Source organism: Gilvimarinus agarilyticus, from assembly GCF_000832015.1.
Taxonomy (GTDB): domain Bacteria; phylum Pseudomonadota; class Gammaproteobacteria; order Pseudomonadales; family Cellvibrionaceae; genus Gilvimarinus; species Gilvimarinus agarilyticus.
Map to the genome: position 1 here is coordinate 2,060,327 of NZ_JXCJ01000001.1, position 24,535 is coordinate 2,084,861.

22 protein-coding genes and 1 riboswitch are annotated in these 24,535 nt (G+C 51.5%); of the genes, 16 read left to right on the plus strand and 6 right to left on the minus strand.

Annotated features, from left to right (window positions below; genetic code table 11):
* The first annotated feature begins 4 nt into the window (after nucleotides 1–4).
* From SD69_RS08755 to SD69_RS08770, 4 genes are all read left to right on the plus strand, one after another.
* A complete protein-coding gene (locus SD69_RS08755) occupies nucleotides 5–682 on the plus strand; it encodes a type 1 glutamine amidotransferase domain-containing protein (protein WP_041522912.1) in 678 nt (225 codons plus the stop codon).
* A gap of 138 nt (nucleotides 683–820) precedes the next feature.
* Complete coding sequence (locus SD69_RS08760) at nucleotides 821–1,801, plus strand: hypothetical protein (RefSeq protein WP_041522913.1); 981 nt, start codon at nucleotides 821–823, stop codon at nucleotides 1,799–1,801.
* 237 nt (nucleotides 1,802–2,038) lie between these two features.
* The gene (locus SD69_RS08765; RefSeq protein WP_041522914.1) at nucleotides 2,039–2,509 is read left to right on the plus strand and encodes a hemerythrin domain-containing protein; all 471 of its coding nucleotides are present in this window, start codon (nucleotides 2,039–2,041) and stop codon (nucleotides 2,507–2,509) included.
* 14 nt (nucleotides 2,510–2,523) lie between these two features.
* On the plus strand, nucleotides 2,524–3,384 hold the full coding sequence (locus SD69_RS08770; protein WP_041522915.1) for an SDR family oxidoreductase: 861 nt from the start codon (nucleotides 2,524–2,526) through the stop codon (nucleotides 3,382–3,384).
* 98 nt (nucleotides 3,385–3,482) lie between these two features.
* Here SD69_RS08770 and SD69_RS08775 read toward each other — a convergent pair whose 3' ends face one another.
* From SD69_RS08775 to coxB, 4 genes are read right to left on the minus strand one after another with little or no spacing between them, the layout of a single operon-like run.
* On the minus strand, nucleotides 3,483–4,289 hold the full coding sequence (locus SD69_RS08775) for a cytochrome c oxidase assembly protein (RefSeq protein ID WP_052481015.1): 807 nt from the start codon (nucleotides 4,287–4,289) through the stop codon (nucleotides 3,483–3,485).
* Nucleotides 4,280–4,666 (minus strand): hypothetical protein, encoded by a 387-nt coding sequence (locus tag SD69_RS08780; RefSeq protein WP_041522916.1) that lies wholly within the window; start codon nucleotides 4,664–4,666, stop codon nucleotides 4,280–4,282. Before SD69_RS08780 ends, SD69_RS08775 begins: the two co-directional genes overlap by 10 nt.
* Complete coding sequence (gene ctaD / locus SD69_RS08785; RefSeq protein WP_041522917.1) at nucleotides 4,666–7,182, minus strand: cytochrome c oxidase subunit I; 2,517 nt, start codon at nucleotides 7,180–7,182, stop codon at nucleotides 4,666–4,668. The genes SD69_RS08780 and ctaD overlap by 1 nt, the downstream gene beginning before the upstream one ends.
* Nucleotides 7,179–8,186, minus strand: coding sequence for a cytochrome c oxidase subunit II (gene coxB / locus SD69_RS18435; RefSeq protein WP_157471643.1), 1,008 nt, complete (start codon nucleotides 8,184–8,186; stop codon nucleotides 7,179–7,181). Before coxB ends, ctaD begins: the two co-directional genes overlap by 4 nt.
* On the opposite strand from coxB, the gene SD69_RS18750 reads away from it, so the two are divergent.
* Entirely contained in the window at nucleotides 8,178–8,633 is a 456-nt protein-coding gene (locus tag SD69_RS18750) for a DUF2231 domain-containing protein (protein WP_041522919.1), read from the plus strand. The two genes, coxB and SD69_RS18750, sit on opposite strands and share 9 nt — an antisense overlap.
* Nucleotides 8,634–8,697: 64 nt before the next feature.
* Here SD69_RS18750 and SD69_RS08800 read toward each other — a convergent pair whose 3' ends face one another.
* The gene (locus SD69_RS08800; RefSeq protein ID WP_041522920.1) at nucleotides 8,698–9,132 is read right to left on the minus strand and encodes a CopD family protein; all 435 of its coding nucleotides are present in this window, start codon (nucleotides 9,130–9,132) and stop codon (nucleotides 8,698–8,700) included.
* A gap of 617 nt (nucleotides 9,133–9,749) precedes the next feature.
* On the opposite strand from SD69_RS08800, the gene SD69_RS08805 reads away from it, so the two are divergent.
* The 3 genes from SD69_RS08805 to SD69_RS08815 all read left to right on the plus strand — a co-directional run bounded on the left by SD69_RS08805 (nucleotide 9,750) and on the right by SD69_RS08815 (nucleotide 13,920).
* The gene (locus SD69_RS08805; protein ID WP_041522921.1) at nucleotides 9,750–10,184 is read left to right on the plus strand and encodes a hypothetical protein; all 435 of its coding nucleotides are present in this window, start codon (nucleotides 9,750–9,752) and stop codon (nucleotides 10,182–10,184) included.
* 96 nt (nucleotides 10,185–10,280) lie between these two features.
* Nucleotides 10,281–12,257, plus strand: a complete 1,977-nt coding sequence (locus SD69_RS08810; RefSeq protein ID WP_041522922.1) for an ATP-binding protein — start codon at nucleotides 10,281–10,283, stop codon at nucleotides 12,255–12,257.
* 160 nt (nucleotides 12,258–12,417) lie between these two features.
* Nucleotides 12,418–13,920, plus strand: a complete 1,503-nt coding sequence (locus SD69_RS08815) for an AAA family ATPase (RefSeq protein ID WP_041522923.1) — start codon at nucleotides 12,418–12,420, stop codon at nucleotides 13,918–13,920.
* 172 nt (nucleotides 13,921–14,092) lie between these two features.
* Here SD69_RS08815 and SD69_RS08820 read toward each other — a convergent pair whose 3' ends face one another.
* Entirely contained in the window at nucleotides 14,093–15,190 is a 1,098-nt protein-coding gene (locus SD69_RS08820; protein ID WP_041524616.1) for a Gfo/Idh/MocA family protein, read from the minus strand.
* A 165-nt stretch (nucleotides 15,191–15,355) separates the two neighbouring features.
* Nucleotides 15,356–15,514, plus strand: a riboswitch (cobalamin riboswitch).
* Between the two features lie 103 nt (nucleotides 15,515–15,617).
* Here SD69_RS08820 and SD69_RS08825 point away from each other — a divergent pair.
* From SD69_RS08825 to SD69_RS08860, 8 genes are all read left to right on the plus strand, one after another.
* Nucleotides 15,618–17,456, plus strand: coding sequence for a TonB-dependent receptor plug domain-containing protein (locus SD69_RS08825; protein WP_041522924.1), 1,839 nt, complete (start codon nucleotides 15,618–15,620; stop codon nucleotides 17,454–17,456).
* A 422-nt stretch (nucleotides 17,457–17,878) separates the two neighbouring features.
* Nucleotides 17,879–18,484 (plus strand): cob(I)yrinic acid a,c-diamide adenosyltransferase, encoded by a 606-nt coding sequence (gene cobO / locus SD69_RS08830; protein WP_041522925.1) that lies wholly within the window; start codon nucleotides 17,879–17,881, stop codon nucleotides 18,482–18,484.
* Nucleotides 18,485–18,983: 499 nt separating this feature from the next.
* The gene (locus SD69_RS08835) at nucleotides 18,984–20,522 is read left to right on the plus strand and encodes a cobyric acid synthase (RefSeq protein ID WP_041522926.1); all 1,539 of its coding nucleotides are present in this window, start codon (nucleotides 18,984–18,986) and stop codon (nucleotides 20,520–20,522) included.
* Nucleotides 20,519–21,541 carry a FecCD family ABC transporter permease gene (locus SD69_RS08840; protein WP_041522927.1) on the plus strand — a complete coding sequence of 341 codons (1,023 nt, stop codon included), beginning with the start codon at nucleotides 20,519–20,521 and terminating at the stop codon, nucleotides 21,539–21,541. Before SD69_RS08835 ends, SD69_RS08840 begins: the two co-directional genes overlap by 4 nt.
* On the plus strand, nucleotides 21,538–22,374 hold the full coding sequence (locus tag SD69_RS08845) for a heme ABC transporter ATP-binding protein (protein WP_052481016.1): 837 nt from the start codon (nucleotides 21,538–21,540) through the stop codon (nucleotides 22,372–22,374). Before SD69_RS08840 ends, SD69_RS08845 begins: the two co-directional genes overlap by 4 nt.
* Nucleotides 22,371–22,898 (plus strand): bifunctional adenosylcobinamide kinase/adenosylcobinamide-phosphate guanylyltransferase, encoded by a 528-nt coding sequence (cobU, locus tag SD69_RS08850; protein ID WP_041522928.1) that lies wholly within the window; start codon nucleotides 22,371–22,373, stop codon nucleotides 22,896–22,898. Before SD69_RS08845 ends, cobU begins: the two co-directional genes overlap by 4 nt.
* A 4-nt stretch (nucleotides 22,899–22,902) precedes the next feature.
* Nucleotides 22,903–23,952: a nicotinate-nucleotide--dimethylbenzimidazole phosphoribosyltransferase gene (gene cobT, locus SD69_RS08855; protein ID WP_041522929.1), complete on the plus strand. Its 1,050-nt coding sequence runs from the start codon at nucleotides 22,903–22,905 to the stop codon at nucleotides 23,950–23,952.
* Nucleotides 23,942–24,535, plus strand: a complete 594-nt coding sequence (locus SD69_RS08860; RefSeq protein WP_041522930.1) for a histidine phosphatase family protein — start codon at nucleotides 23,942–23,944, stop codon at nucleotides 24,533–24,535. Before cobT ends, SD69_RS08860 begins: the two co-directional genes overlap by 11 nt.

Below are 24,535 nucleotides of genomic sequence, written 5' to 3' on the forward strand. Positions count from 1 at the left end.
TAGTATGAAAGTATTAATGGTTTTAACATCGCACGATCAATTAGGTGATACGGGCAACAAGACCGGTTTTTGGCTCGAAGAATTTACCGCGCCTTACTATACGTTTTTAGACGCAGGCGCCGAGATCACCTTGGCATCCCCCAAGGGCGGTAAGCCACCGTTGGATCCTAAAAGTGATGATCCCGACGGCCAGACCGAATCGACCAAGCGCTATGCCGACGATACTCATGCGCAACAGGCATTGGCAAACACTAAAGCTCTGGCTGAGGTGAGTGCAGATGAGTTCGATGCAGTCTTTTACCCCGGCGGCCACGGCCCACTGTGGGATTTAGCACAAAGTGCTACATCGGTAGAATTAATTGAATCTTTTGCCAAGGCCAATAAGCCCCATGGCTTTGTGTGTCATGCGCCGGCCGTACTGCGTGACGTTAAAGATGCCTGCGGCGCGCCTTTAGTGCAGGGTAAAAAAGTCACCGGCTTTAGTAACAGTGAGGAAGAGGGCGTAGGGCTTACCGACGTCGTGCCTTTTTTACTGGAGGATATGCTAAAGACCAAGGGTGCAACTTATCAAAAGGGCGACGATTGGCAGAGCTACTCACTGATTGACGGTAAACTCGTTACGGGGCAAAACCCCGCTTCATCAGAGCAGGCTGCAAAAGACCTTTTAAGCCTACTTAAGTAGCCCATCACACGTTTACCCCGCATCGGGAATAAAGTTTATCCTGCGTTAGCTGTGTTCTTAGTATGGCGCTGATTTTTCAGCGCCATGTCATTCTGATAGTCTAATAGCGTCTTCAACTTACTACGCGACGAGACTTCTATGCCGCTTCTTTCTCAGTTTCAGGTGCTTCTGGGTGCCCTGATAATACTGTTCACCTTGTTTGACGCCTTTGTCACGATTCTGAGTTTACGGGGCGGCGGCCCGGCCACCTCTTTTATTACACGCAAGTTGTGGCAGCTGATGCTGGTTTATCACGGCGTTAGGCGATCTCACACAATGCTGTCGGCAAGTGGGCCGTTGCTTATGATTGTGGTCGTGGCATTCTGGTATGGCATGCTTTATCTGGGGTGGTTTGTACTGTTTCAATCGGTCGAGAGCAATATTTTTAACAGCAGTACACTGACGGCAGCCAGTGACCTTGATAAGCTTTATTTTACCGGCGTAACCCTCAGTGGGTTGGGTTATGGCGATGTAACCGCTAAACACTTTCCCTGGACACTGCTCAGCGCTTTGGCGGTAAGCACCGGAACCCTGTTAACGTCTTTAGGGCTCTCCTATATCATTGCGGTTGTCCCGGTCGCGCTGGAAAAACGCCAGCTAGCCAGTCAAATCAATTCGGTAGTAGATAACCGCAGCGCGCTTATTGAGCGGCTGGAGGATGCGCCGGACGTCGAGTTTGTTTGGCAAACGTTATTTGATATACAGCTGAGCGGCATGAAGTTTTCCACAAAATACGGTGCTTATCCGGTGGTGGCCTATTTTCATTCGTCACAACAAGAAAACGCGTTTTCAGTGGCTTACCTGAAGGCGGCGGATATTTTGTTTTATATCGCCAATCACCCGGTTAAAGCGTTCAGGCCAACGCCTGTGGCTGTAACAACCTTAAAGAACCTTATTTTTGCCCACTCAGAAAACCTCAAGCATGTTGTTGCTGGCGACGCGACTCATTTCGACGGGTGGCCTGAGCGCTATCAACCGGTATCCAGCCTATCAGCGAGCGATTCAACGGACTTTAGCTGGGATGAGTACAAAAAACTGAGGCGCGTATTAGTAACCGCCTGCCTTTACGACGGTTGGTAGAATATCCCTCTATCAATAATGAATTCGGCTATAGCGTGTTTTCTGCCCGTACCAGTGCTGTAAATAATTCATTGTTTTGTGTCCTTTACGTCAAAACCTTAGATAACCACACAGTTTCTCCTCTTTCATTTTGCTCCAGGTCTCGCTATTGGCGGGCTGTGGGAGTTCGCTTATTTTTGGCACGGCTTCTGCAAACTCCGGCATACGATGATTTAACCTAGCCCATGAGGATTTATTATGTCTATTTACACTTATCTGAAAAAAGACCATGAAAAAATCAAAAACTTAATGGACAAAATTAAGGTGTTGGGGCCCGAGGAATCTTCCGAGCGGAGCGAGCTGTTTAACCAATTGAAAGCAACCATCATTATTCACAGCAAGGCAGAAGAAAAAGCCTTTTACGATCCGCTAAAAAATCACACAAAAACCGAAGACGAAGTAGAGCACGGTGAGGAGGAGCACCAAGAGGCTGAACAGCTCTTATCCGAGCTCACCGATTCGGAGTTAACCGGCGCCGCATGGTACCAGAAGTTTCTATCGCTTAAAGAAAGCCTGGAGCACCATATTGAAGAGGAAGAAAATGAGATCTTCTTCGATGCTAAGAAGGTTCTGGATGGCGAGCAGGCGGACTTCATGGAAACCGCAATGCGCAACGAGAAGCAGCGTCAGGTGGCCGACCAGTCCATTCAAAAGCGCCCTAATATCTAATCGGGAGAGCCGTCATGAGTGATAAACCAACGTCGTTTGCGCGTCAGCACCAGGCTCACCAGCCGGGAGATGAGCGTAAAATGCAGCCGCAGCCCGAGTCTTTTATGAAAGACTATAAGGCCGCAGGAAAGCTCACAGGTAAGATTGCTCTTGTGAGTGGCGGCGATAGTGGTATCGGTCGTGCCGTTTGTATCGGCTTCGCCAAAGAGGGCGCGAAGGTCGCGTTTATTTACAAAGACGAAGACGCCGATGCAGAAATCACTTGTGAGCATATCCGCAAAGCCGGTGCGCCGGTGTTGGCGATAAAGGGAGATATCGCCAGCGCTGAGTTTTGCCGCGATACTGTGCGCAAAACTGTCGCGGCGTTTGGTGGGTTGAATGTGTTGGTCAATAACGCTGCCGAGCAACACGTTCAAGAGGACATTACGGATATTTCAGAGGCTCAGCTGCGCCAAACCTTTGATACTAATATCTTCGGCACATTCTTTTTGACTCAGGCGGCGATGGAACATTTAAGCGATGGGGACAGTATTATTAATACCACCTCTATCGTTGCTTATCGAGGTAAGTCGGTACTGCTGGATTATGCCGCGACTAAAGGCGCGCTTGTCGCCTTGACGCGATCTTTGGCAGGCAGCTTAACTGAGCGCAATATCCGGGTGAACGCCGTGGCCCCTGGCCCCATTTGGACACCGCTGATCCCCGCCTCTTTTAGCGCCGACGAGGTGGAAAACTTTGGCGCTAGCTCGCCGATGGGCCGCGCTGGCCAGCCCGACGAAGTTGCCCCCAGTTATATATTTTTAGCCTCTAATGACGCCAGCTATATGACCGGGCAAGTGCTGCACCCCAACGGTGGCACAGTTATTGGCGGTTAGCGTATCGGGCGGGCCGAGCCGCTTGTTCGGTGGGCGAGTGCCCGACGATCGTTATGCACAGCAGCTAACCGTGTCAGTTTGCCACACAGTAATGGGGCCTATTGGTGTTTTTCGGCCCGGTTAAACCAGCGCCAGCCCAAGTAAAACGCAGCGGTTACGTAGGGAACGCCTCCAAGCACCCACATCAACAAGCCTGCAAGTTGCTGGTGCTGAAGAAGGCGCGACTCTCCGTACCACGAACTCTCTGAAAACGTCAGTAACGCCCCCAAGAAACCTGTGTGCATCAAAGTGACCAAAAGTGCGAGCAGCGCAGGCGGGGTATTATTATGTTGGCTGCGCAGCACTGACCACCAGAACACGCCAGCACTGACTAAAAAACACAGGTGCTCAAACAAATGCCACCATAAATTTTCCAGCGCTAGCACGTACAGTACCGGTGTATGCCACAGCCAAAGGATGCCTCCGTGAATTAGCGTGGCGAGCATTGGGCGGCGGGCGATCAGCAAAAGAGGTTTAAAAACCAAACCCGCCAACGTGGGCTGCAAGGCATACCACTGCGGTAAAGGCCGGGCGATAACCCACAAGGGCGCGATGGCAACCATCATCAGCATATGCTGCACCATGTGCGCTGCAGAGTTAGTTTCGGCCCAGTCATCGAGTGGGCCAAATAAAGTGACAGCACTCAGCGCATTGGCGATGTTAAACAGCCACCAATCGCGCTTGCTGGGGCGTTGCTTTACGCAGCCAAGCCAGTAACTGATCCAAACAATCGCCAGAAGGACGGCGCCGGTTAATACCGCCGCTTCGCCTGGCTCGGTCAAGGGGTTGTGGGCGGCGGCCAGTGCGGGCCAGAGCATAAGCCCCATACCCACAGCACTGGTGTGAAGCAAACGAATTAAATACATGGTACTAACAACACTAAAGGTAGGCCGTTGATAAGCGTTGCCATGGCTGCCACGACATAGACAGATACGGCCACATAGTTAATAAATTGCGGCGTCGATGGAACACTCGCAGATTGTTTGTGATCGGGGGTGGCGGGCCTTGTTTTCTTTGTGAGCTTAATAATATGCCAGCCGCGGCGCGCTTGAAACAACAGCCCCAGGGTGACCGCGAATGTCAGCAACAGTAGCGCGATGTTTACCCAGTTAAAGGCCCCGCTTTGCTCCGGGGGCGCAAAGTGCTGGCAGCTGATCGATAGGCCTGCGTAAAGCGCGACAAAATACAGTGCCCAGATGACTAAACCTAGCGTTAACTGTAAAGGATGAAACGGCGACAGCATTAGGCTAGATTCCACATGTTGGGTAACAAAATCACAACCGCATAAATAAGCCAAAAAGTGCCGGTGGTGTACACCCACCAACGTTGCACCACGTTTGGCTCGTAGGGCGCGTGTATGCCGACGTAATTTCTGCCCATGCGCAGCGCCTGCAATACGGTCATGATAACCGCTAAAGCGCTGTGCAATATTTGGTACAGCAACATAACGGTTATAACGGCGTCGTGAGCGGTATCTTGCGGTGCAAGGTTTGAGCTTAGCCAAACGCCCACCAGTATCACTAAATGGGTAAAGCCTAACCCCGAAATTCCCCACAAGTGCGGCTGCAGGTGAGTGGCTATATCTCGGCGCAAGCGTTTGATCACCCGGTTAAACCAAAAAAGTGAAGCCGTTAGCAAACCCCCAGAGCTAAGCAGCCCCAGCCAGTGTACCGGCGGGTGATCCGGCACCTGCCAGTTGGGGGCCACTGTCCATAAATAGAGCCAGCCAAACAGCAGCGATAAAAACAGCGAGCCGTTAGCCAGCAAGGTGACTTTCATCCCCCATAAGCCCGGGCCATCGTGGGTGCGCGAGTGCAGTGGTGGGTCGCCCTCAACCACTTGTGCGTTGGGCGCGGCGCGTGGGTGAGCGCCGTTCTCCCACGACCAGCGCAATAAAAAAGCGGTGCTGGTCAGTGCCATGATAATGGCGACTGTATAAAACTTGCTGAGCAGGCAGATACACAGGCCGGCCGTCGCCAAGGCGGCAAAAAAAGGTAGCCAGCTGTTGCCGGGTAAATGAATGATCTCACGAACTTTTCCGGTAAGCGGATCGGTGCCCCAGGTTTCCCGGCGGCCGTGATCAATGGTCGCCAGCCCGTGATGGCCGTGCTCAATGGTGGTTTGTAAGTCGGGGTTGTCCCACAGCGGGTGGCGGCTTGAGCATTCAGGCAAAGTGGCAAAATTATAGGCGCTGGGGGGCAGTGAGGTGCTCCAATCCAACGTGTCGGCGTTCCACGGGTTGCGCTTGGCTCGCTCGCCAAAGCGAAAGTGCAAGATAATATCGAGCAAACAAGTGGCGACCCCGGCGGCCATAATAAAGCTACCCACGGAGGAAATCATATTGGGAATATCCCAACCTAAGTTGGCCTCGTAGGTGTAAATACGCCGTGGCATGCCCAGTAAGCCGGTGACATGCATAATAATAAAAGTGACGTTAAAGCCGATAAATATCAGCCAAAAACCCCAGCGCGCCAGTGAGCGGTTGGGCATACGGCCAGAAAAGTGCGGCAACCAGTAATAAATGCCCGCCATAAGCGGGAAGAACATGCCCCCCACCAATACAAAGTGAAAGTGCGCCACCACAAAGTGAGTGTCGTGTACTTGCCAATCAAACGGCACCAGCGCGAGCATAACGCCGGTTAAACCGCCCGCCACAAAAATAAACAAAAAGCCAAGCGCCCAGAGCATGGGGGGCTCGTAAACCGGGCGGCCATTCCAGAGCGTGGCGATCCAGGCAAACACCTGAATCGCAGTGGGGATGGCCACCATCATACTGGCCGCCGAGAAAAACGCCTGCGCCAAGTGCGGGATGCCCACGGTAAACATATGGTGGACCCACAAGCCAAAGCTGATAAAGCCGGTGGTGATAATCGCCATTACCACCCAGCGGTAACCGGCAATGGGCCGCTGGCAAAATACCGGTAAAATGGTCGATATCATTCCGGCGGCGGGCAAAAACAGAATGTAAACCTCGGGGTGCCCAAACAGCCAGAACAAATGCTGCCACAGGATGGGGTCACCGCCGCGCGCTACATCAAAAAAGGGCATGCCAGCCGCCCGCTCAAGCTCCAGCAAAATACTGCCTAAAATCAGCGGCGGAAAACCAAATACAATCATCAGCGCCATGGCGAGGATGTACCAGACAAACAGCGGCATATGCTGTAAACCCATGCTCTTAGTGCGGGTGCGCATGATCGATACCACCAGCTCAACACCGGCCGATACGGCCGATATCTCGACAAAGGTAATACCCAGCAGCCAAAAGTCTGAACCCGGCCCCGGTGCATAAACGGCGCTGCTTAAGGGCGTGTACATAAACCAGCCGGCGGCCGGGGCGATTTCCATCACCAAACTTGAGGTAAGAATAATGCCGCCAAACAAGTAGCACCAATAGCCAAAGGCGCTCAGGCGCGGAAACACTAAGTCGCGTGCGCCAATCATTTTGGGGATTAAATAAATCGCAAAGCCTTCCATCACCGGCACGGCAAACAAAAACATCATAATGGTGCCGTGCATGGTAAAGACTTGGTTGTAAATCTCGGGTGTCAGTAAGTCGTGCCCCGGCAGCGCCAGCTGAGTGCGAATCAGCATGGCAAGCAAGCCGCCAATTAAAAAGAACACGCCACCGGTGATTAAAAAGCGCAGGCCAATCGTCGTGTGGTTGACGATCGTCAAGGCTAATAAGCCGCGCGGGTTGCCCCAGACTTTGTCAAACTGATGGTGAAAGTCTTCGGCCGCTTGTGGGTCGTTACTGTTCAATCTAAAGTCTCCAGCCAGGTGGCAATGGCGTCTTGTTGCTCGGGCGTTATGTCTGAGTGGAGCGGGGTGCTCTCGCGTTGTAGCCACGTGGGGTGAGTGTTAAGCCACCGGGCAATGCTTACCTGTGCACCACCGCGTGGGCTTGCCCCCATTAGCCGCCGTGCTCCGACGTTGCTTAGATCGGGCGCGCCAGTACCTTGGGTAACGCCCTTAACCCGGTGGCACTCCCCGCAGTGCGTGGTAAAGGCTTGCGCGGCGCTCTGGTGCTCGGGCGCGACCACGATGTCTTGCTGCTGGCGCTGCTGCCAGGCGGCATAGTCGCTTTTACTTAACACCTTAACCTGAAACACCATGTGCGCATGTCCGGTGCCGCAAAACTCGGCGCATTGCCCGCGCATGGTGCCCACCTCACTTGCCCGCAAGCGTAGGCGGTTGGCGCGGCCGGGCACCACATCAATTTTACCGCCCAATCGTGGCACCCAAAACGCGTGTATCACGTTGTCACTGTAAACCGTTACTTCTATGGGGGTATCGACCGGTATGGTCAGTTCGTTGGCCGTAATTACGTCTGTGTTGGGGTAGCGAAACTCCCACCACCAACGGTGCGCGTGCACATCAATGTGCAGCGGCTCGGTTTTTTCATCCGCCAGGGTAATAACGTATTGCCCGGCGGGAATCCCCGCGCCCAGTAGTACAATGATGGTAATTAATGGCAGAATGATGCCGCCGCCTATAATCCACCGGTTGGTCGAGCGGATCGCATCGGCAGGGCTTACCTTGGCGTGTTTGCATTGCATGGCGTACAGCCATAAACCCAGCACCACAAACAGCACCAGCGTAAAAAAGCCAAACATGCCCCACCACAGCCAGGCAATCACCTCGGCGGCCGGGCCGGCCGGGTCGAGCGCCGATTGCGGGCCGCTGCAGCCGGTTAACGCGGTGGCAAACGCTACTGCTAACCCTTTTTTTATGGCCTTTGGCTCAGGATAAAACTTATGCCCCATTCGCCCATTCCCAGCCGCACGGCTATTGCCGGCCACCCCATTCACCCCATGCTGATTCACTTTCCGGTGGCCGCGCTGATGGCTTTGGTTGCCACAGACTTCGCGTATATTGCTACTGCCGATGAATTTTGGGCCCGCGCCAGCTTGTGGTTGGCCGGCGTTGGCGCCTTGGGCGGCTGGGGCGCTGGCCTTATTGGTCTGATCGACTTGGTATCGGTAAAGCAAATCCGGCGCCTTATTACCGCCTGGAGCCACGCGCTGGTCGCGGTAATGGCGCTGTCTATCGTTACCCTTAACTGGCTGCTGCGCTATCAGGATATGCTGGCCTGGGTAAGCCCCTGGGGCGTTACCTTGTCGGTTGTCACGGCCTTGCTGATCGCGCTGGCGGGTATTCTTGGGGGGCAGCTGGTGTACGAACACGGTGTGGGTGTCGATACCGACGGTTGATTGAGGCGCTCCTACTCCCATACGCATAGGCATACACATAGGCATCCACATGGATGTAGTCATGCTATAGCTCCTGCAGGGGCTTGGCTAACACCAGCCAGGTTATTGCGGTCATGGTGGCGCCCAGCAGCAGCGCAATGACATAGGCGTATGCTTTTACCCGCTGCACTTTACCTCGCTCGGTTTTCGCAATCAGCAGCCCCGTTAAAAGGTGCAGCACCACCAATAGCGTCACCAGCATTAGCTTAACCATCAGCCACACATCCCAAATACCGTAGCGGTAAAAAACCAGCGTGCCGGCAATTATGGCAGTCAGCGCCGCGGGCGTGGCAATCCGGGTATACACCAAGCGCGGTAATGCTACGTAATTGGCGCTGTGGGCCGGCTGAGTTACTGTGTTTGCACCGCCGGCTCGGCCAACCAGTAAACCCGGTAAATACAGCAAAGTCCCGCACCAGCACAGTAAGGCGGCAATGTGGAACATAAGTAACCAGGGCATGAAGGTCTTCGTCCTTGCGTTGGGGGTTAAAAGCGCTCGCGGTGACACCTAATGTCTCTTGGCTAGTGTCAATATTTTCGCCTTAAAGCGCAAGTGCCATGCACCGTAAGGCACGCCCGGGCGCCTAAAAGCACGACTGATTAACGCCATTTGGAGTGCGCTGCGGTGCTGAAAAGTGGGTGCTGTGAGCCGTTTATTATTGAACAGGGTGAGAAGGTTAGTTTAGTGAAGGTAGACCTTTGCTGTGGGCGGGCTGCAATGGCGATTACAACGCTTGGGGCGGGCTCGCTCAATGAAGGCGGGCGGGAGTGACTTTAAGGGTAAGGCTCTATGAGTAACAAGCTTACTGGTCTTCGTTTCTCCATGAGCCATACTTTAACTGTTTGAAATATAAGCATATTATTTGGCGTCGAGTGTATAAAAGACCCCGTCGGGGTTTCGTTAAACACATGGCTTTGTTTTCACAGTGACAAAACATAGAAATGGATGCGCTAGCCGGTTGAACTTGATATGATTTTTCGAAAATAAATGGAACAAATGGGGTGGGGTTTGGTGTTGTGTAAACGAAATTCTGCCTAATATACTGTCATGGGTAGGGTTAAGATAAAAAGGTTATAATGAAGAAGATCCTGAATGCGACTGTGATTGTCGTGATGTCGCTAGTAATGAGTATCGAGCGATCTCACAAAGAACTGTTTAAGGGAGGGGTTGCTCTCCTTATTGTATACCTAGTTGGAATATCACAGTCTTTTCCTGTTGTACTTGAGCAAGAACATATAGCGAATCAGCTGAAATTTGAATTTGAAGAAGCCTCTGGCCTCGCTTTGAGCGAAGTTGAGTGTGCCGGACTACGTGAGAATCAAGCCTTATGTAGACTTGCCCAATACAAAGCTGATGCTGTAAGTAGCTCTTCTCGCTACGTTTTCGAACTTCTCAATGTGGCCTTAGCTCTAGGTATCCTTTTAATAGCCTTCGCAGCTATTGGATTTCTATCAAAAATCGAAACTGATACAAGAAAGTCTGCCAAAGAAGGAACCATAACAAGCAAATGATGTGCGCGCGTTTCACGCGCTGGACGCCCTCCTGCGTCGGGCACCGCATATTTGAGCGTTATACTTATTAGTGTTTTATTCAAGTTTAGGTGTTAAATGGACGATTTAATTAAAGTAGAAGTAAAAAAGGATCATTTGGATAAAGTCTCTAGGGCACCTGTTTTAAGTGCCTTAACAGAGCTAGTTTGGAATGCTTTTGATGCTGACGCAGATTTAATTCAAGTTTCAATAGAACGAACAGACTTTGGTTTACAAGCCGTCCACGTTAAAGATGACGGAATGGGAATAGCCCACAAAGATTCCAAACAATTATTTAGCTCCCTAGGCGGATCGTGGAAAGGAAAAAAAGGAATTTCACCTAAAGGGCGATTCTTACACGGAAAAGAGGGGCAGGGTAGATTTAAATCGTTCGCAATTGGAAGGATGGTTGAATGGAATACATCTTTTTTTGATGGTAAAAATACACTTTCATACACAATAAAAGGTAAAGCTGATAATAAAGGAGTGTTTTATCCAACATCCCCAAAAATTAGCGGTAACCAGTCTACTGGAACAAGCGTTTCAATTTATGAACTTCATAAAGAGTTTACATCTATAAATAAAGAGCGCTTACTGGAATACTTCTCCTCGGTTTTTGCTATATATCTATCTCAATATAAATCAATAAAGCTCTACGTCGATGGGGAGTTGGTTGACCCTGAAAGTCAAGTCAAGCACAAGACTAATATCCCTTTAGGTAGTGTACAATTTGACGATGTTGATTATCCTTATGAATTACAAATTATTGAGTGGAATTGCAACACAGAAAACGAAGTGCAGCTTTGCAATAACAATGGGTTCCCATTGTTGCCATATGAAAAAACTATTCGAGGCACAGGTGACTTTTCATATACTGCATACCTAAAGTCAGGCCATATCAGCAAGCTAAATACAGTTGGCACATTAGGTCTTGGTGATTTAGAACCCTCTTTATCTAAGCCTATCGAATCAGCAATATCAGCGTTAAAAAATCACTTTATGCTGCGTAGAATTGAATTGTCAGCAGATAAAATTGAAAGATGGAAAAAAGAAAATATATACCCTTATTCAGGCGTATTAAGTGGTCCAGTTGAAGAGGCTGAAAGGCAAGTTTTTGATATTCTGGCTTTAAATGTTAGTGAACAAATTCCAGAATTTGATAGGTCGGATGTCAAACTAAAAAAGTTTCAATTTAGGTTGCTAAAACAAATAGTAGGATCTAACCCTGATGACTTACATGTCATTTTAACTGAAGTTTTAAATTTGACGAAAGGTAAGCAGTCTGAGCTTGCAGAGCTGCTTAAAGAAGCTTCTCTTTCATCGATAATCAGTGCGTCTAAAGTTGTATCTGATCGCTTAAAGTTTGTTGCAGGATTAGAGGAAATACTTTTTCATCCTGAAAAAAAGAAAGTTCTAAAAGAGCGAGCTCAGTTGCATAAAATACTTGCGGAAAATACTTGGGTATTTGGTGATGAATTTTCTTTAACAGTAAATGACCAATCTCTTAGTGCTGTACTTAAAGTGCATTTGAGTAAAAAACGGTTAGACATTCAGCTCGATAATCCAGTAAAGAGAGTCGATGGTCGAGTGGGTATTGTAGATTTAATGCTGACTCGAAGCATTGGGAAAAACCACTCGGATGAAAGAGAGCACTTAGTTGTAGAGCTAAAAGCGCCAAAAGTAAAAATAGGGCAAGATGAAATAAATCAAATTGAATCATATGCATTCGCTGTTGCAGAAGATGAAAGGTTTAATCGTTTGCAAACGAAATGGAATTTTTGGGTTATATCCAATGATCTTGATGCATATGCAAGGAGACGTTTAAAGCAAGATAACAAAGGAAAAGGCATTATATATGATGCGGATGGCATTACTATTTGGGTAAAAACTTGGGGCGAACTGATTCAAGAGTGTAAGCACAGGCTGGAATTTGTCAGAGAGCAACTGGATATTGATATTGATAATTCTGACGGCTTAAAGTACTTACAAGAGTCATACTCTGAATACACAAAAGATGTTGTGTTAACTCATGAAAGTGAAGGTGTCGAGGTGTGACAAGTTTGTCAGTCATCGCCACTTCGTGCTCGTCTTCTGGTTGTAGAGACGTTACACGATAGGGGGGGGATGGTCGGGCGTGGTCCCACTAAGTCCCTTATAAAAAGTAATCTCTAGCCGCTTAGTTTAAGAGAGGGCTAAAAGGACTCACCGTTTTGTTATGAAAGTTACTCTTGAGAAATTAAAAAAAATTAAAAAACTAGAATTTGAAATACCTGGTGAAGGTGTTTGGTTGGTTACAGGCTTAAATGGGTCTGGTAAAACAAGTCTATTGGCCGCTTTGTTTAGAATTGGATCAAGTCATGCGTTTCAGCGTTATTACAGAACGAGCACCTTTGAAAATAGACTTGATTCATTCAGAGATACAAAAATTACCTATCAAATCAACAGCAATCAAGTCTCTTATGCTTATGGTGGGCGGAGGKGGAGAGCAACACCAAGCCGGAATTCTAGATTGTTTAGACAATTCCCCTACAGTTCCGTCAAGTTTATTGAGGCTAACGGAAGTAGAGTAGAGCCTTTCGCGGATGAGATAAGACCTAAGTCTGTTCGGGCCGCATCGGAAGATATAAGAGAGTTTATGAATTGTGTCTTAGACGATGGGAAGTGGGGAAACCTTAAATATGTTAATACTCGAAGAGGTGTTGGGAGCGAAGCTTATCTTTTGCCATATACAAGCAAAAGCGTCACCTATTATTTTTCAGAGAAAAATTTTAGCTTGGGTGAGCTTTGTGTGTTGAGGCTTGCGTGTAAGCTTTCTAATGTCCAAAAGAAAAGTTTAGTATTAATAGATGAAATAGAAATGGCTCTTCATCCTCAAGCACAAGTCCGTCTTCTTGAGAAAGTAAAAGAAATATCAGAAGAAAAGCAGCTTACGACATTGTTTTCTACTCATTCAGCAACTTTAATAAAGAATATTGATCGAAGAAAAATAATCCTACTTCAAGAGCAAGCCTCCAAGGTTTTTAAAAGTGTAAATAATGTCTACCCTGCTCAGGTTTTAGGGGAAATCGCTTTTGATGATGAACTTAGTGCTGATTACATTTTTTTAGTTGAAGATAAGCAAGCTAAAATATTATTAGGTCAAATGTTAGCTTTTTATATATCAGAAACGCGTAATGAAAGAAATTATTCGCCTATGTATAAAATTGTCCCAATAGGTGGGTTTGTGCAAGTTTTGGAGTTTCTAAATAGTTCTAGCCAGGTATTTCCTGATTATGTAAAGCGCTATGCTTTCCTGGATGAAGACGTGAAAAAAGAATCGCTAGTAACTGCTAGAAAGAAGAATATACAGAGTTTGTTAGATTTATTTTCTCAAGCCGCTAATAACATAAAGTATCTACCGTGCACTCCTGAGGTGGGGCTTATGGAAATGATTGAGAGCGGAAATGTAGATTCGACAATTAATCGCCTATTTAATGGTTCTCCTATAAACATCAATAGGATTATTTCTAGCGTTGATTATACTGGCTTAAATAAAGCGAACAATCGCGAGAAAGCAAAAGATAGAGTTAAGTACATAACGGAAAGAATTAATGCCTCTACAGGTGTGATGAAAGATGAAATCTACAAGGCGTTATATAAACTTTATTGTGAGCAAAAGTATAGTGCTTCATTGGCATCATTACATCAAACTTTAGCTCCGATTCTAAATGCGAGGTAGCGTATAAAAAAGCATTTAAAAGCACAATTTACAGTCGGTTGTTTGCTTCTCTCAAGTATAACCAACTGTAAATTATTGCTTAATTCGCCGTGTTATCGGATTGGTAAAAGCAGTGTCGAGCCTGACTGCCAAAATCAACTAAAGCCCTCCACTCGGGAGGGCTGGCAATCACTTACAGCGTAATCCTTTTCTCTTTCTCAGACGATTCAATCGCCGCACGCACAATGGCGATATCCCGCATACCCTCTTCGCCCGGCACCAACACCGGCGAATCATTAATAATCGCCAGGGCATCGTCGTCCATCTGTTTGACTTGCTGGTTGGCGAGGTATTTATCGAGCTTTTTGCCATCGCTGGTGGTGCCTTGCACACCGCTGTATTCCGACATGGGCTTGAGTTGGTACCAACCGTTCTCGGCGTTTACCCGCAGCTGGTTACCCGATTGCACCACCGAGGTCATACACTCGGCGACGATGTCGTTGGGAAACTCCAATGTTAAATGGGTGGTGTTGTCTACCTCGGTAAATTTTGGGTGATCGAACGAGCGCTTGGCGGTAACGGCAATGGGCTCTAGCCCGGTGGCGTAGCGCGCGCCGTTGATGGTGTACACACCCATGTCGTAAAGGGCGCCGCCGCCCATGTGTTTTTGCATGCGCCAGTTATCGGCGGGTAGGCCGTTGCCGCCGTAGGCCGCCTGGGTATTAACGGTACGGATAGCGCCGTAGGGTAAATCCTGGGCGTATTGCATTACGGTTTGGGTATTGGGCTCGTGCTGCATGCGGTAACCCACCGATAGTTTCACTTTGTTTTTACGGCAGGCGTCGATAATGCTTTGGCAGTCTTCGGGTGTTAGCGCCATGGGCTTTTCACACCACACGTGCTTGCCGGTGTTGGCGGCGATTACTGCGTATTTTTTGTGTAACCCGGTGGGCACAACGATATACACCACATCGATCTCGGGGTTGTCGGCGATCTCGTGCATGGTGTCGTAGTTGTACACGTTGGCGTCTTTAATGCCGTACTTTTCTTGCCACACGGGTATTTTGTCGGGGCTACCGGTGACAATGCCTTTAAGCTCGCAGTGCTCGGTGAGTTGCAAGGCAGGCGCAAGCAAATCGCGGCTGTAATAGCCAAGCCCCACCAGTGCCACGCCGAGCTTTTTGCCACCGCTTGCTGCCAGTACTTGTCGCCCGGCGCCAACACTGAGTAGTGTGGCCCCCATGCCCATTTGCTGCAGTAGGCGGCGCCGCGATGTTAGGTAGTTGCTCATAGCCAGTCCCTCGATCATTCGTTTTAGGTAATGGCTATTGCAGCAGGGCTGGCGCCGGCCCGCAATGACCTTTACATAGGTTAATATTTAAACGGTGATGTAGATCAAAGCTGCTGTTGTTTTAGATTGCCCCAATAATTGACAAACCCCCGCGCGCACCGTAAATTGCGCGCCACGATAGCAGGTGCCTACTGCCACCCTAACCGGTGGGCTGAGTAGGTTAAACGGGAAGTCCGGTAATCCGGCGCTGCCCCCGCAACGGTGATCAGAGCATGTGCGCGGCACACTCTGTAAGCCCGATACCGGCCTGGATCGAACCGTGATGGAGCGGAGGGCTACCATCTGGCAATACGACACCCCACGCTTTGCGTGACGCATTGCTATTCCTCCCTCGATCCCAAGCCAATATCGACTTAGGGGTTGAACCTTGAAAAAACTTATTCTTAGCGCGGCTATTAGCGCCGCTACTGCTGCGCCTGTCGTTGCACAAACCGCAGAGCAGGATACCAACCAAAGCCAGGCGCTGTTGCCCACACTGGAAACCATCGTCGTGGTCAGCTCGCGCCAGCCCGAGACCATGCGTCAGGTGGCAACGTCCGTATCGGTACTGGATGAAGCGCAAATTAAAGCCCGGGGTTTTACCGCGCTGGCCGATGTGCTGCGCAGCATGCCATCGGTGTCGGTGACTAACGCCGGCGGTATGGGCAAGGCCAGCTCGATTCGGGTACGGGGTGAATCGGGCTACCGCACCATGGTGCGTGTGGATGGGGTGGATGTGACCGACCCAACCGGCACCCAGGCCGGCGCGCAGATTCAACATATTTTGAGTGCCGATGTGGGTAAAGTAGAGCTGTTGCGCGGCCCGCAGGGCCTGATGTATGGCGCCGATGCCGGTGGTGTACTGAATATCTCCACCGAGAGCGCGAGCGACGATACCGAGGTGAAGCTGGCCGCCGAGGGCGGGAGTTTTAACAGCCAGCGTTACAACGCCAGTGTAGGCGGCACCAGCAACACATTAGATTACTTTGTGGCGGCCTCGTACGCTGAGACAGACGGCTTTAACACCAGCCTGGATGACACCGAATTAGGCGACGACGACGGCTACGACAATACCACCTTACACGGCCGGCTAGGCTGGAACGTGACCCAGGCGCTGCGCTTAGAGGCAGTGGTGCGCGATACCGAAGCCACCAATGAATTTGACCGCTGCGGCTGGCCTTACGCGGACGATTGCGTGGGAGACTTTGATCAGACCAACACGCGGGTAAGTGCCTCTTACAATACCGAGCGCTTTCGCAACGAGCTGGCGTACTCTAATACGGATGTGGCTCGTAAAAATTATGCGTCCGGTGAAGTGTCTTACGACACAGAAGGTGAGATTGAAAAGCTCGAGTGGCTTGGTCGCGCCGAGCTGAATGAAGTGCACACCCTTGCCTATGGCCTGGAGCAGCGCGAAGATACCGTACGGGACATGAGCCGCGACCAGTGGGGCGCCTACGCCGAGTATCAAGGGCACTACGGCAAAGGCCTGTATGTAACCGCTGGCGCTCGCCATGACGATAGCGATGATTTTGGCGACTATGATACCTACCGCGTAAGCGCCGCTTACGTAGTGGAGCTGGCCGCCGGCTCATTAAAATTTAAGTCGAGCTACGGCACTGGGTTTCGCGCCCCGAGTTTGTTTGAGATCGATTACAATCGCCAGTTGGACAACCCACAGTTAGCGCCTTTAACCCCGGAAGAAAGCGAAGGCGTAGACGCGGGCATCGAGTTCTTTGCCAATAACGGCCTGCACCTGGAGTTGGTTTACTTTGATCAAAGCATTGAGCGCGAGATTGATTGGGACTCGGGCTACGTACAAACTGCTGGCACCAGCACCTCTGAAGGTGTCGAGCTGATTGCCGATGTTCCTCTGGCTGACTGGTTGGTGGTAAACGCTAACTACACTTACACAGACGCGACCACGGCTGAAGACGCTGTACGTGCCCGCCAGCCAGAGAACATGGCCAATGTGGGCCTGACCTTCTTGCCTGGCAGTGACCTGCAAATGTCGGTTAACCTGCGCACAGCCGGCGGCACAAAAGATCGCTACGGCGACGCCATCGATAATTACCAGGTGCTGGATGCCAGCGTACGCTACCGTATAAGTCCCGCGCTTACGTTTTACGTGCGCGGCGAAAACCTCACCGACGAAGATTACGTTGAAGTTCCGGGTTACCGCACTGCAGGCGCCTCGGGTTACGGTGGGGTAGAGGTTACTTTTTAGCGATAATGTTAGGCCCCGTAACGGGGCTTTGGGGTAAGTTTGTGAGGAGCTTAATGTCTTTAGGTCTCCTCATCTTGCTACGAAGTGTGGTTTTTAAGCCCCTGCATCCAGCCGAGCGGAGGCCTATTTTAGGGGGTAAGCAAATAGGACATTTGCGCAAGCATCGCCACGCCATGGACGGCGTGTCGATGCGGCCCACTAAAATCGGCTGGAGTGAGGGAACCCGCAGGGCTGAGATGCTGGGGTGGCCTTTCTTTTGGTTACTTTGCTTTGGCCAAGCAAAGAAAAGTCACTCGCCACGCTCGGCGAGACGAGCTTATAAAAAAGCCCGCGTTAGCGGTACCCACTTTCGCTTTTTCGTTGGCTAATTTATAGCTAATTACTGCGTCAAAAATCAATACAAAATGACTATTGGAGGCCAAATGAGCAAGGATAAAGAACAGCGCCATAAAGAGGCGATGAAAAAGCAAAAGGCTAAAGTTGATGCCAATATCGCCGCCGCCGATGAAGAGCGCGGTGTGGCTATTTTGCTTACCGGTAACGGCAAAGGTAAATCCAGCTCGGCCTTTGGTATGGTGATGCGTGCGCTGGGCTACGATCACACCGTGGGTGTGGTGCAGTTTATTAAAGGCGCGCAATTATCGGGCGAGGAGTTATTTGTTAAAAACAAATGCCCCGAGGTAACCCTCTACCAAATGGGTACAGGTTTTACCTGGAACACCCAAGATCGCAGTGGCGATATTGCCGCCGCCGAAGAAACCTGGGCCCAGGCCGAGACCATGCTGCAAGACGAGCGGTACGATCTTGTGGTGCTGGACGAGCTGACCTATATGATTGGCTACAAATATTTAGATGAGCAAAAAATCCTTGATGCCATTAAAAATCGTCCGCGCGAGCAAAGCGTGGTGGTAACCGGCCGTGGCGGCGGTAGCGCGCTGCAAGAGCTGGTTGATACCGTGGCCGAGATAAAAGACGTAAAACACGCGTTTCGCGCCGGCGTTAAAGCGCGTAAAGGCGTGGATTATTAACTGAGTTTTTGCTCTTGGCGAAATCTGTGAGAATTAATACGTACAATATTAATGTCGTGTCGATATGAATATTTTTCGGTGGTGATAGTGGGGCACGAACCGAGATACAGGTGATGCTTGAAAAGGCATCAGAGGAGTTCACCTTATTTTGCTACGAAGTGCTGTTTTAGGTCCCCTGCGACTGAGCCGAACGTAGGCCTATTTTAGGGGGTAAGTGAGCAGGACGCTCACGCAAGTATCGTCAGGCCAGGGACAGCATGTCGATACGGCCCCCTAAAATCGGTTGGAGAGAGGGCCCCGTTAGGGCCAGACGCCGGGGTGGCCTTTCTTTTGGTTACTTTGATTTGGCCAAACAAAGAAAAGTCACTCGCCACGCTCGGCGATGCGAGCTTATAAATAATAGTCCGCGTTAGCGGTAGCTCTGTGGAAACTTGAAGGCAGAGATTCTGCTTAGTTCTCAAACTTTTATGAAAAATCGATTTCAAATAATGGCTACACTATGCGCGCATTCATGGTTCAAGGCACCACCTCGGACGCCGGCAAAAGTACGCTGGTGGCGGGCCTTGCACGCCTGTTACAGCGTCGCGGTATTGCGGTTGTGCCGTTTAAGCCGCAAAACATGGCCCTAAACAGCGCAGTTACTGAAGATGGCGGTGAGATCGGCCGCGCGCAGGCACTACAGGCGCAGGCCGCGGGCCTTGTGCCGCATACCGATATGAACCCGGTACTGCTTAAGCCTTCATCCGATACCGGTGCCCAGGTGATTATTCAGGGTAGGGCGCTGGGCAATATGCAGGCGCTGGATTACCACGCTTACAAAGCCACCGCCAAGGCGGCTGTGTTGGAGTCTTTTGCCCGGTTATCAGATCAGTATCAATGTGTGCTGGTCGAGGGCGCCGGCAGCCCCGCTGAAATTAATTTGCGCGAAAACGACATCGCCAATATGGGCTTTGCCGAGGCCGTCGACTGCCCGGTGATTATTATTGCCGATATCGATAAAGGCGGCGTGTTTGCGCATCTAGTGGGTACGTTAGAGCTGCTTTCGCCCAGCGAGCAAGCGTTGGTTAAAGGCTTTGTGATCAACCGTTTTCGCGGCGATATCGCTTTGCTGCAGCCGGGCCTCGATTGGTTAGAGCAGCGCACCGGTAAACCGGTGCTGGGGGTCGTGCCGTATTTGCACGATTTATATTTAGACGCTGAAGACGCCATCAGCACTGCGCAGGTTAAAGGCGAGCAGCAACTGAATGTGGTCGTGCCGGTACTGCCGCGTATCAGCAATCACACCGATTTTGATCCGCTGCGGTTGCACCCATCGGTTAACGTACAGTTTGTTTCGGTGCGCGACGAATTGCCCCCGTGCGATTTAGTGATTCTGCCCGGCAGTAAAAACGTGCGCGCCGATTTACAACAGCTGCAGTTAAACAACTGGCAAACCAAGCTCGATAAACATCTGCGTTACGGTGGCAAGCTGCTGGGTATTTGTGGTGGCTTACAAATGCTGGGTAAGCGTATTGATGACCCTATGGGAGTCGAAGATACGGCCGGTAGCATCGATGGCTTTGGCTATTGCGATTACGCAACAGAGTTAACCGGCCAAAAGTCACTGTTAAATGTACAAGGCAATTTTAGTTTACGTGGCGCCGGTGAGACGCCGGCGCGCACCGGTTATTTTAGCGGTTATGAAATTCACTGCGGTATTAGCCGCGGGCCGGCGTTTGGCGCGCCGGGTAATGATGTAACCCGCCATGCGCCTTTTACCATTGAATCCGACAAACTCGATGGCCAACCAAGGCCCGAAGGCGTGATGAGTGCCGACGGGCAAATTCTGGCAACTTATATCCACGGTTTATTTGATGCCCCCGAGGCGTTAAGCGCGCTACTACATTGGGCGGGGTTCGATCGCGACGCCAACACCGAGTTTGATTTACAAGCGCACCGGGAGGCTCAGTTAAATCGGCTGGCCGATACACTCGAGCAACACCTGAGCGATGCATGGCTTAGCGAGCTTATGGCCGGTGGCGAGGCAGCGGCGCCATGAGCCTGGCCAAACGCACGGCACCGCGATTCGCCTGGTTTACTTTGAGCGGGCTGTTGGCGTTGAGCTTTTTAGTGGCAATTGCCTTTGGCTCGGTAGATTTGTCCATCGTTGATGTTGTTCGCGCGCTTACCGGTCAACCCCTAGAGGGTTATGGCGCGGCTATCGTGCACTCGATTCGTTTGCCCCGCGCCTTGCTGGCGGCATCCGTCGGGGCGATTCTCGCTATTAGCGGCGCTTACTTGCAGGGGCTGTTTCGCAACCCGCTGGCCGACCCGTCGTTAATTGGTGTTACCGCCGGTGCCTCCGTCGGCGCGAGCGTGGCTATTGTGTTTGGTGCCGGTGGGCTGGGGTTTGTCAGTGGTTTATCGCTTGTCTCGCTGGGTGCATTTGGCGGTGGCTTGTTGGCGGTGTGGTTAGTGTATAAAGTTTCGTCGTCGATCAACGGCACATCGGTGGCCACCATGTTGCTTATGGGGATTGCCGTGAGTGCGCTGGCCGCGAGCCTGACCGGTTTAATGGATTACTTTGCCGATAACGAAATGCTACGCCGGCTAAGCCTATGGCGCATGGGCGGGCTCGATGGTGCCAACTACTGGCGAGCGGGAATCGCAGCGGCGGTACTGTTAGTTATGTTGCTTAGCATGGGCGGCTTTTCTCGTGCACTTAATACGCTTTTGCTGGGTGAATCCCAGGCGCGGCATTTAGGTGTCGATGTCGAGCGCTTAAAAACCCGCTTGATTATTTTGGTCGCCGGCGGCGTCGGAGTGTCTGTCGCCATGGCTGGAAGCATTGCGTTTGTCGGCTTAGTGGTGCCGCACATGGTGCGCTTGTGGGTGGGGCCGGATCACCGCTTATTGTTGCCGCTATCCGCCTTAGGCGGTGCGAGTTTACTGCTGTTGGCCGATACCTTCGCCCGTGTCGTGATCGCGCCCACAGAATTGCCGGTTGGGTTAGTCACCGCTATTTTGGGCGCGCCGTTTTTTATCTCGCTGTTAAAAAGTAGGCGGGATTTACAGTGAATAAAACTAGCCAAAATACTCCGGATAAGGGCGTGCTGACAATCGAGAACCTCTCGGTGAGCATTGGCTCGCGTACGCTGATTAACAATATTAATCTTGCCGTTGATGCCGGCGAGGTGCTGTGTGTTATTGGCCCTAATGGCGCGGGTAAAACCACTTTGCTGCGTACCATTGGTCAGGATCTAACCCCAGACAGCGGCCATATAAGTTTTGCCCAACAGCCGCTCACGCGCATGGCACCCAGAGCCCGGGCCCGCCAGCTTGCCGTTCTCACCCAGCACAATCCGCTAACGTTTGCCTTTACCGGGCGCGAGGTGGTGGCACTAGGGCGCTCGCCGCACAGTACCGGTGTGGTGATCGATGACGACATTTGCCAGGCCGCCATGGCGGCGCTGGATGTTAGCCATTTAGCGCAGCGTTTGTATCCGTCGTTATCGGGCGGTGAACAGCAGCGTATTCAGTTGGCGCGGGTGCTGGCACAAATTTGGCGCGCAGAAGATGCCAGCACCAGTGCGCGATTATTGTTATTGGACGAGCCTGTCACCAGTTTAGATATCGGCCATCAACACCAGCTGATGCAAGCGGTGAGGGAGTTTGCCCGCACCGATGTGGCGGTGGTGATGACGGTGCATGACATCACCCTGGCAGGTGCGTTTGCCGATCGTATCATTGCCCTTAAAAACGGCGAGTGTATCGCCGAGGGTAGCCCCCACGAAGTACTGACGGAATCCTTAATAAGTCACGTCTTCGATACGCCGGTGAGTATTATTAATCATCCGCAAACCGGTAAACCGGTGGTGCTGGGCGCGACCGAAACGGGAACTACAGTATGAGACAATTAATTCTCGGCGGCGCCCGCAGTGGTAAAAGCCGCATCGCCCAGGAGCGCGCCGAAGCGTGGCGCGAGCAAACCGGTGGCGAGCTGTATTATTTGGCCACAGCGGGTGCTGGCGACGACGAGATGCGCGCGCGTATAAGTACGCACCGCGCCGAGCGCGATAGCCGCTGGCAAACCCTGGAGGAGCCTGTTGCTCTGGCCGAAACGCTCAAACAGTATCGCGATCAGCCCGTGTGCATTTTGGTGGATTGCTTAACTCTGTGGATCAGCAATTGTTTGCACCAAAATGTGTGGCAACAAGAGCGCGATGCGTTGCTCGCAGAAATAGAGACTCAAGTGGCGACGGACAGCGCGCTTACGCTTATTTTGGTGAGCAATGAGGTTGGCTCGGGCGTAGTGCCTCTGGGGCAGCTGTCGCGTGAGTTTGTCGATGCCTCGGGCTGGTTGCATCAAGCCTTAGCCGCGCGTTTTAACTCTGTCACTTTGGTAGTGGCAGGTTTACCCCTTTCTTTAAAGTGATGTTATGACCAACGATTTTTTACCCGAATGGTTAACTCGCCCCATCGAGGCGCCCGATGCCAATGCCGAATCTGAGGCGCGTGCGCATCAGGCACAGTTAACGAAACCGGCCGGCTCCCTGGGGCGGCTAGAACAACTGGCCGTTACCTTTGCCGGTTATCAGGGCCGTAGCAAGCCCGCCTTAGAGAACATTATCGTGCGGGTATTTGCTGCCGATCACGGCATCGCTGCGCGCGGCACCTCGGCGTACCCGCAAGAGGTAACGGCGCAAATGGTGGCTAATTTTTGTCACGGTGGCGCGGCGATATCGGTGTTGGCTAAACAGCTCGATGCCGATTTTCGAGCAGTGAACTTAGGTTGTGTCGGGCCTGTTGCAGCGCATAAAAACCTTGTCGATTACGCCATTGCCCCTGCGACTGCCGATTTTTCCCAGGCCCCGGCGATGACGGTAACGCAACTCAACAAAGCGCTCGACGCTGGATTTTTGCAAGCCCAACCCGGTGATTTATTTATTGGCGGCGAGATGGGCATTGGCAATACCACGTCAGCGGCGGCGCTGTTGGCGGCCTTGTTTCAGTTGGCGCCAGAGGCTATTACCGGCAAAGGTACGGGCATTGATGACGCTACCTTAACCCGTAAAACACAATTGATCGCGACTGCGCTTGGTTATCATCGTGAGCATTTGACTCACCCGGCGGCGATACTGCAGCGTTTGGGTGGTTTTGAAATAGCGGCGCTGGTGGGCGCCTATGTTGGCAGTGCCCAGCGGGGTGTGCCGGTGTTGGTTGATGGTTTTATTAGCACGGCCGCCGCAGCTGTTGCCGTAGCATTGCAGCCGACACTTGCTCCGTGGCTTGTGTACGGGCACTTATCCAACGAGGCTGGCCATAAGCTGGCGCTTGAACAGCTCGGAGCTACGCCGCTTTTAGCGCTGGATATGCGCCTCGGGGAGGGCAGTGGTGCCGCGCTCGCCGCTGGTGTGATTCAGCAGGCACTAGCACTACACAGCCAAATGGCCACCTTTGCTGATGCCGGTGTGAGTCATGCAGATTGATTTGCTGCGCCACGGTGAGTGCAAGGGCGGGGCGATTTTTCGCGGCTCGCTGGACGTAGCGCTTACCGATAAAGGTTGGCAACAAATGCAAAACGGTTTGGCTGAATTAAACGCCGGATGGGATGCCATTGTCAGCTCGCCATTAATTCGCTGTAGCCGGTTTGCGACAGCGGTTGCCAAGCAAACTGGCTTGGAGTTACAACAAGAGGCCGACTTGCGCGAAATTTGTTTTGGCCAATGGGAGGGGCAGAGCGTCGAGCGCATTTGGCGCGAGCAAGCCGAGCTGTGCACGCAGTGGAGCCGTGCCCCGGATAAAGTGACGCCGCCGGCGGGCGAGCCGTTTTTGCAGTTTCGTACGCGTGTGTTGCGAGCTGTTGCCGCGCTGGCACAACGCTATGCCCAGCAGCGTGTATTGCTGGTAACCCACGGTGGGGTGATTAAGTTGTTGTTAACCGAGGCGTTAAACACGGGCGCGGCGGGCATGATGCAACTGGATGTGGGTTACGGCTTTTCGGCTTCACTGCTTGTTCGGGGCGACACCTTAACCCTTAAAGAGCCTCTTAACGCCACAGTCGGGCGGTAA

Excerpts from the sequence above, each read along its gene's own strand:
- SD69_RS08755 (WP_041522912.1), top strand. The coding sequence starts at position 5 with ATGAAAGTATTAATGGTTTTAACATCGCACGATCAATTAGGTGATACG.
- SD69_RS08760 (WP_041522913.1), top strand. The coding sequence starts at position 821 with ATGCCGCTTCTTTCTCAGTTTCAGGTGCTTCTGGGTGCCCTGATAATA.
- SD69_RS08765 (WP_041522914.1), top strand. The coding sequence starts at position 2,039 with ATGTCTATTTACACTTATCTGAAAAAAGACCATGAAAAAATCAAAAAC.
- SD69_RS08770 (WP_041522915.1), top strand. The coding sequence starts at position 2,524 with ATGAGTGATAAACCAACGTCGTTTGCGCGTCAGCACCAGGCTCACCAG.
- SD69_RS08775 (WP_052481015.1), bottom strand. The coding sequence starts at position 4,289 with ATGTATTTAATTCGTTTGCTTCACACCAGTGCTGTGGGTATGGGGCTT.
- SD69_RS08780 (WP_041522916.1), bottom strand. The coding sequence starts at position 4,666 with ATGCTGTCGCCGTTTCATCCTTTACAGTTAACGCTAGGTTTAGTCATC.
- SD69_RS18750 (WP_041522919.1), top strand. The coding sequence starts at position 8,178 with ATGCCCCATTCGCCCATTCCCAGCCGCACGGCTATTGCCGGCCACCCC.
- coxB (WP_157471643.1), bottom strand. The coding sequence starts at position 8,186 with ATGGGGCATAAGTTTTATCCTGAGCCAAAGGCCATAAAAAAAGGGTTA.
- SD69_RS08800 (WP_041522920.1), bottom strand. The coding sequence starts at position 9,132 with ATGCCCTGGTTACTTATGTTCCACATTGCCGCCTTACTGTGCTGGTGC.
- SD69_RS08805 (WP_041522921.1), top strand. The coding sequence starts at position 9,750 with ATGAAGAAGATCCTGAATGCGACTGTGATTGTCGTGATGTCGCTAGTA.
- SD69_RS08810 (WP_041522922.1), top strand. The coding sequence starts at position 10,281 with ATGGACGATTTAATTAAAGTAGAAGTAAAAAAGGATCATTTGGATAAA.
- SD69_RS08820 (WP_041524616.1), bottom strand. The coding sequence starts at position 15,190 with ATGAGCAACTACCTAACATCGCGGCGCCGCCTACTGCAGCAAATGGGC.
- cobO (WP_041522925.1), top strand. The coding sequence starts at position 17,879 with ATGAGCAAGGATAAAGAACAGCGCCATAAAGAGGCGATGAAAAAGCAA.
- SD69_RS08835 (WP_041522926.1), top strand. The coding sequence starts at position 18,984 with ATGCGCGCATTCATGGTTCAAGGCACCACCTCGGACGCCGGCAAAAGT.
- SD69_RS08840 (WP_041522927.1), top strand. The coding sequence starts at position 20,519 with ATGAGCCTGGCCAAACGCACGGCACCGCGATTCGCCTGGTTTACTTTG.
- cobU (WP_041522928.1), top strand. The coding sequence starts at position 22,371 with ATGAGACAATTAATTCTCGGCGGCGCCCGCAGTGGTAAAAGCCGCATC.
- cobT (WP_041522929.1), top strand. The coding sequence starts at position 22,903 with ATGACCAACGATTTTTTACCCGAATGGTTAACTCGCCCCATCGAGGCG.
- SD69_RS08860 (WP_041522930.1), top strand. The coding sequence starts at position 23,942 with ATGCAGATTGATTTGCTGCGCCACGGTGAGTGCAAGGGCGGGGCGATT.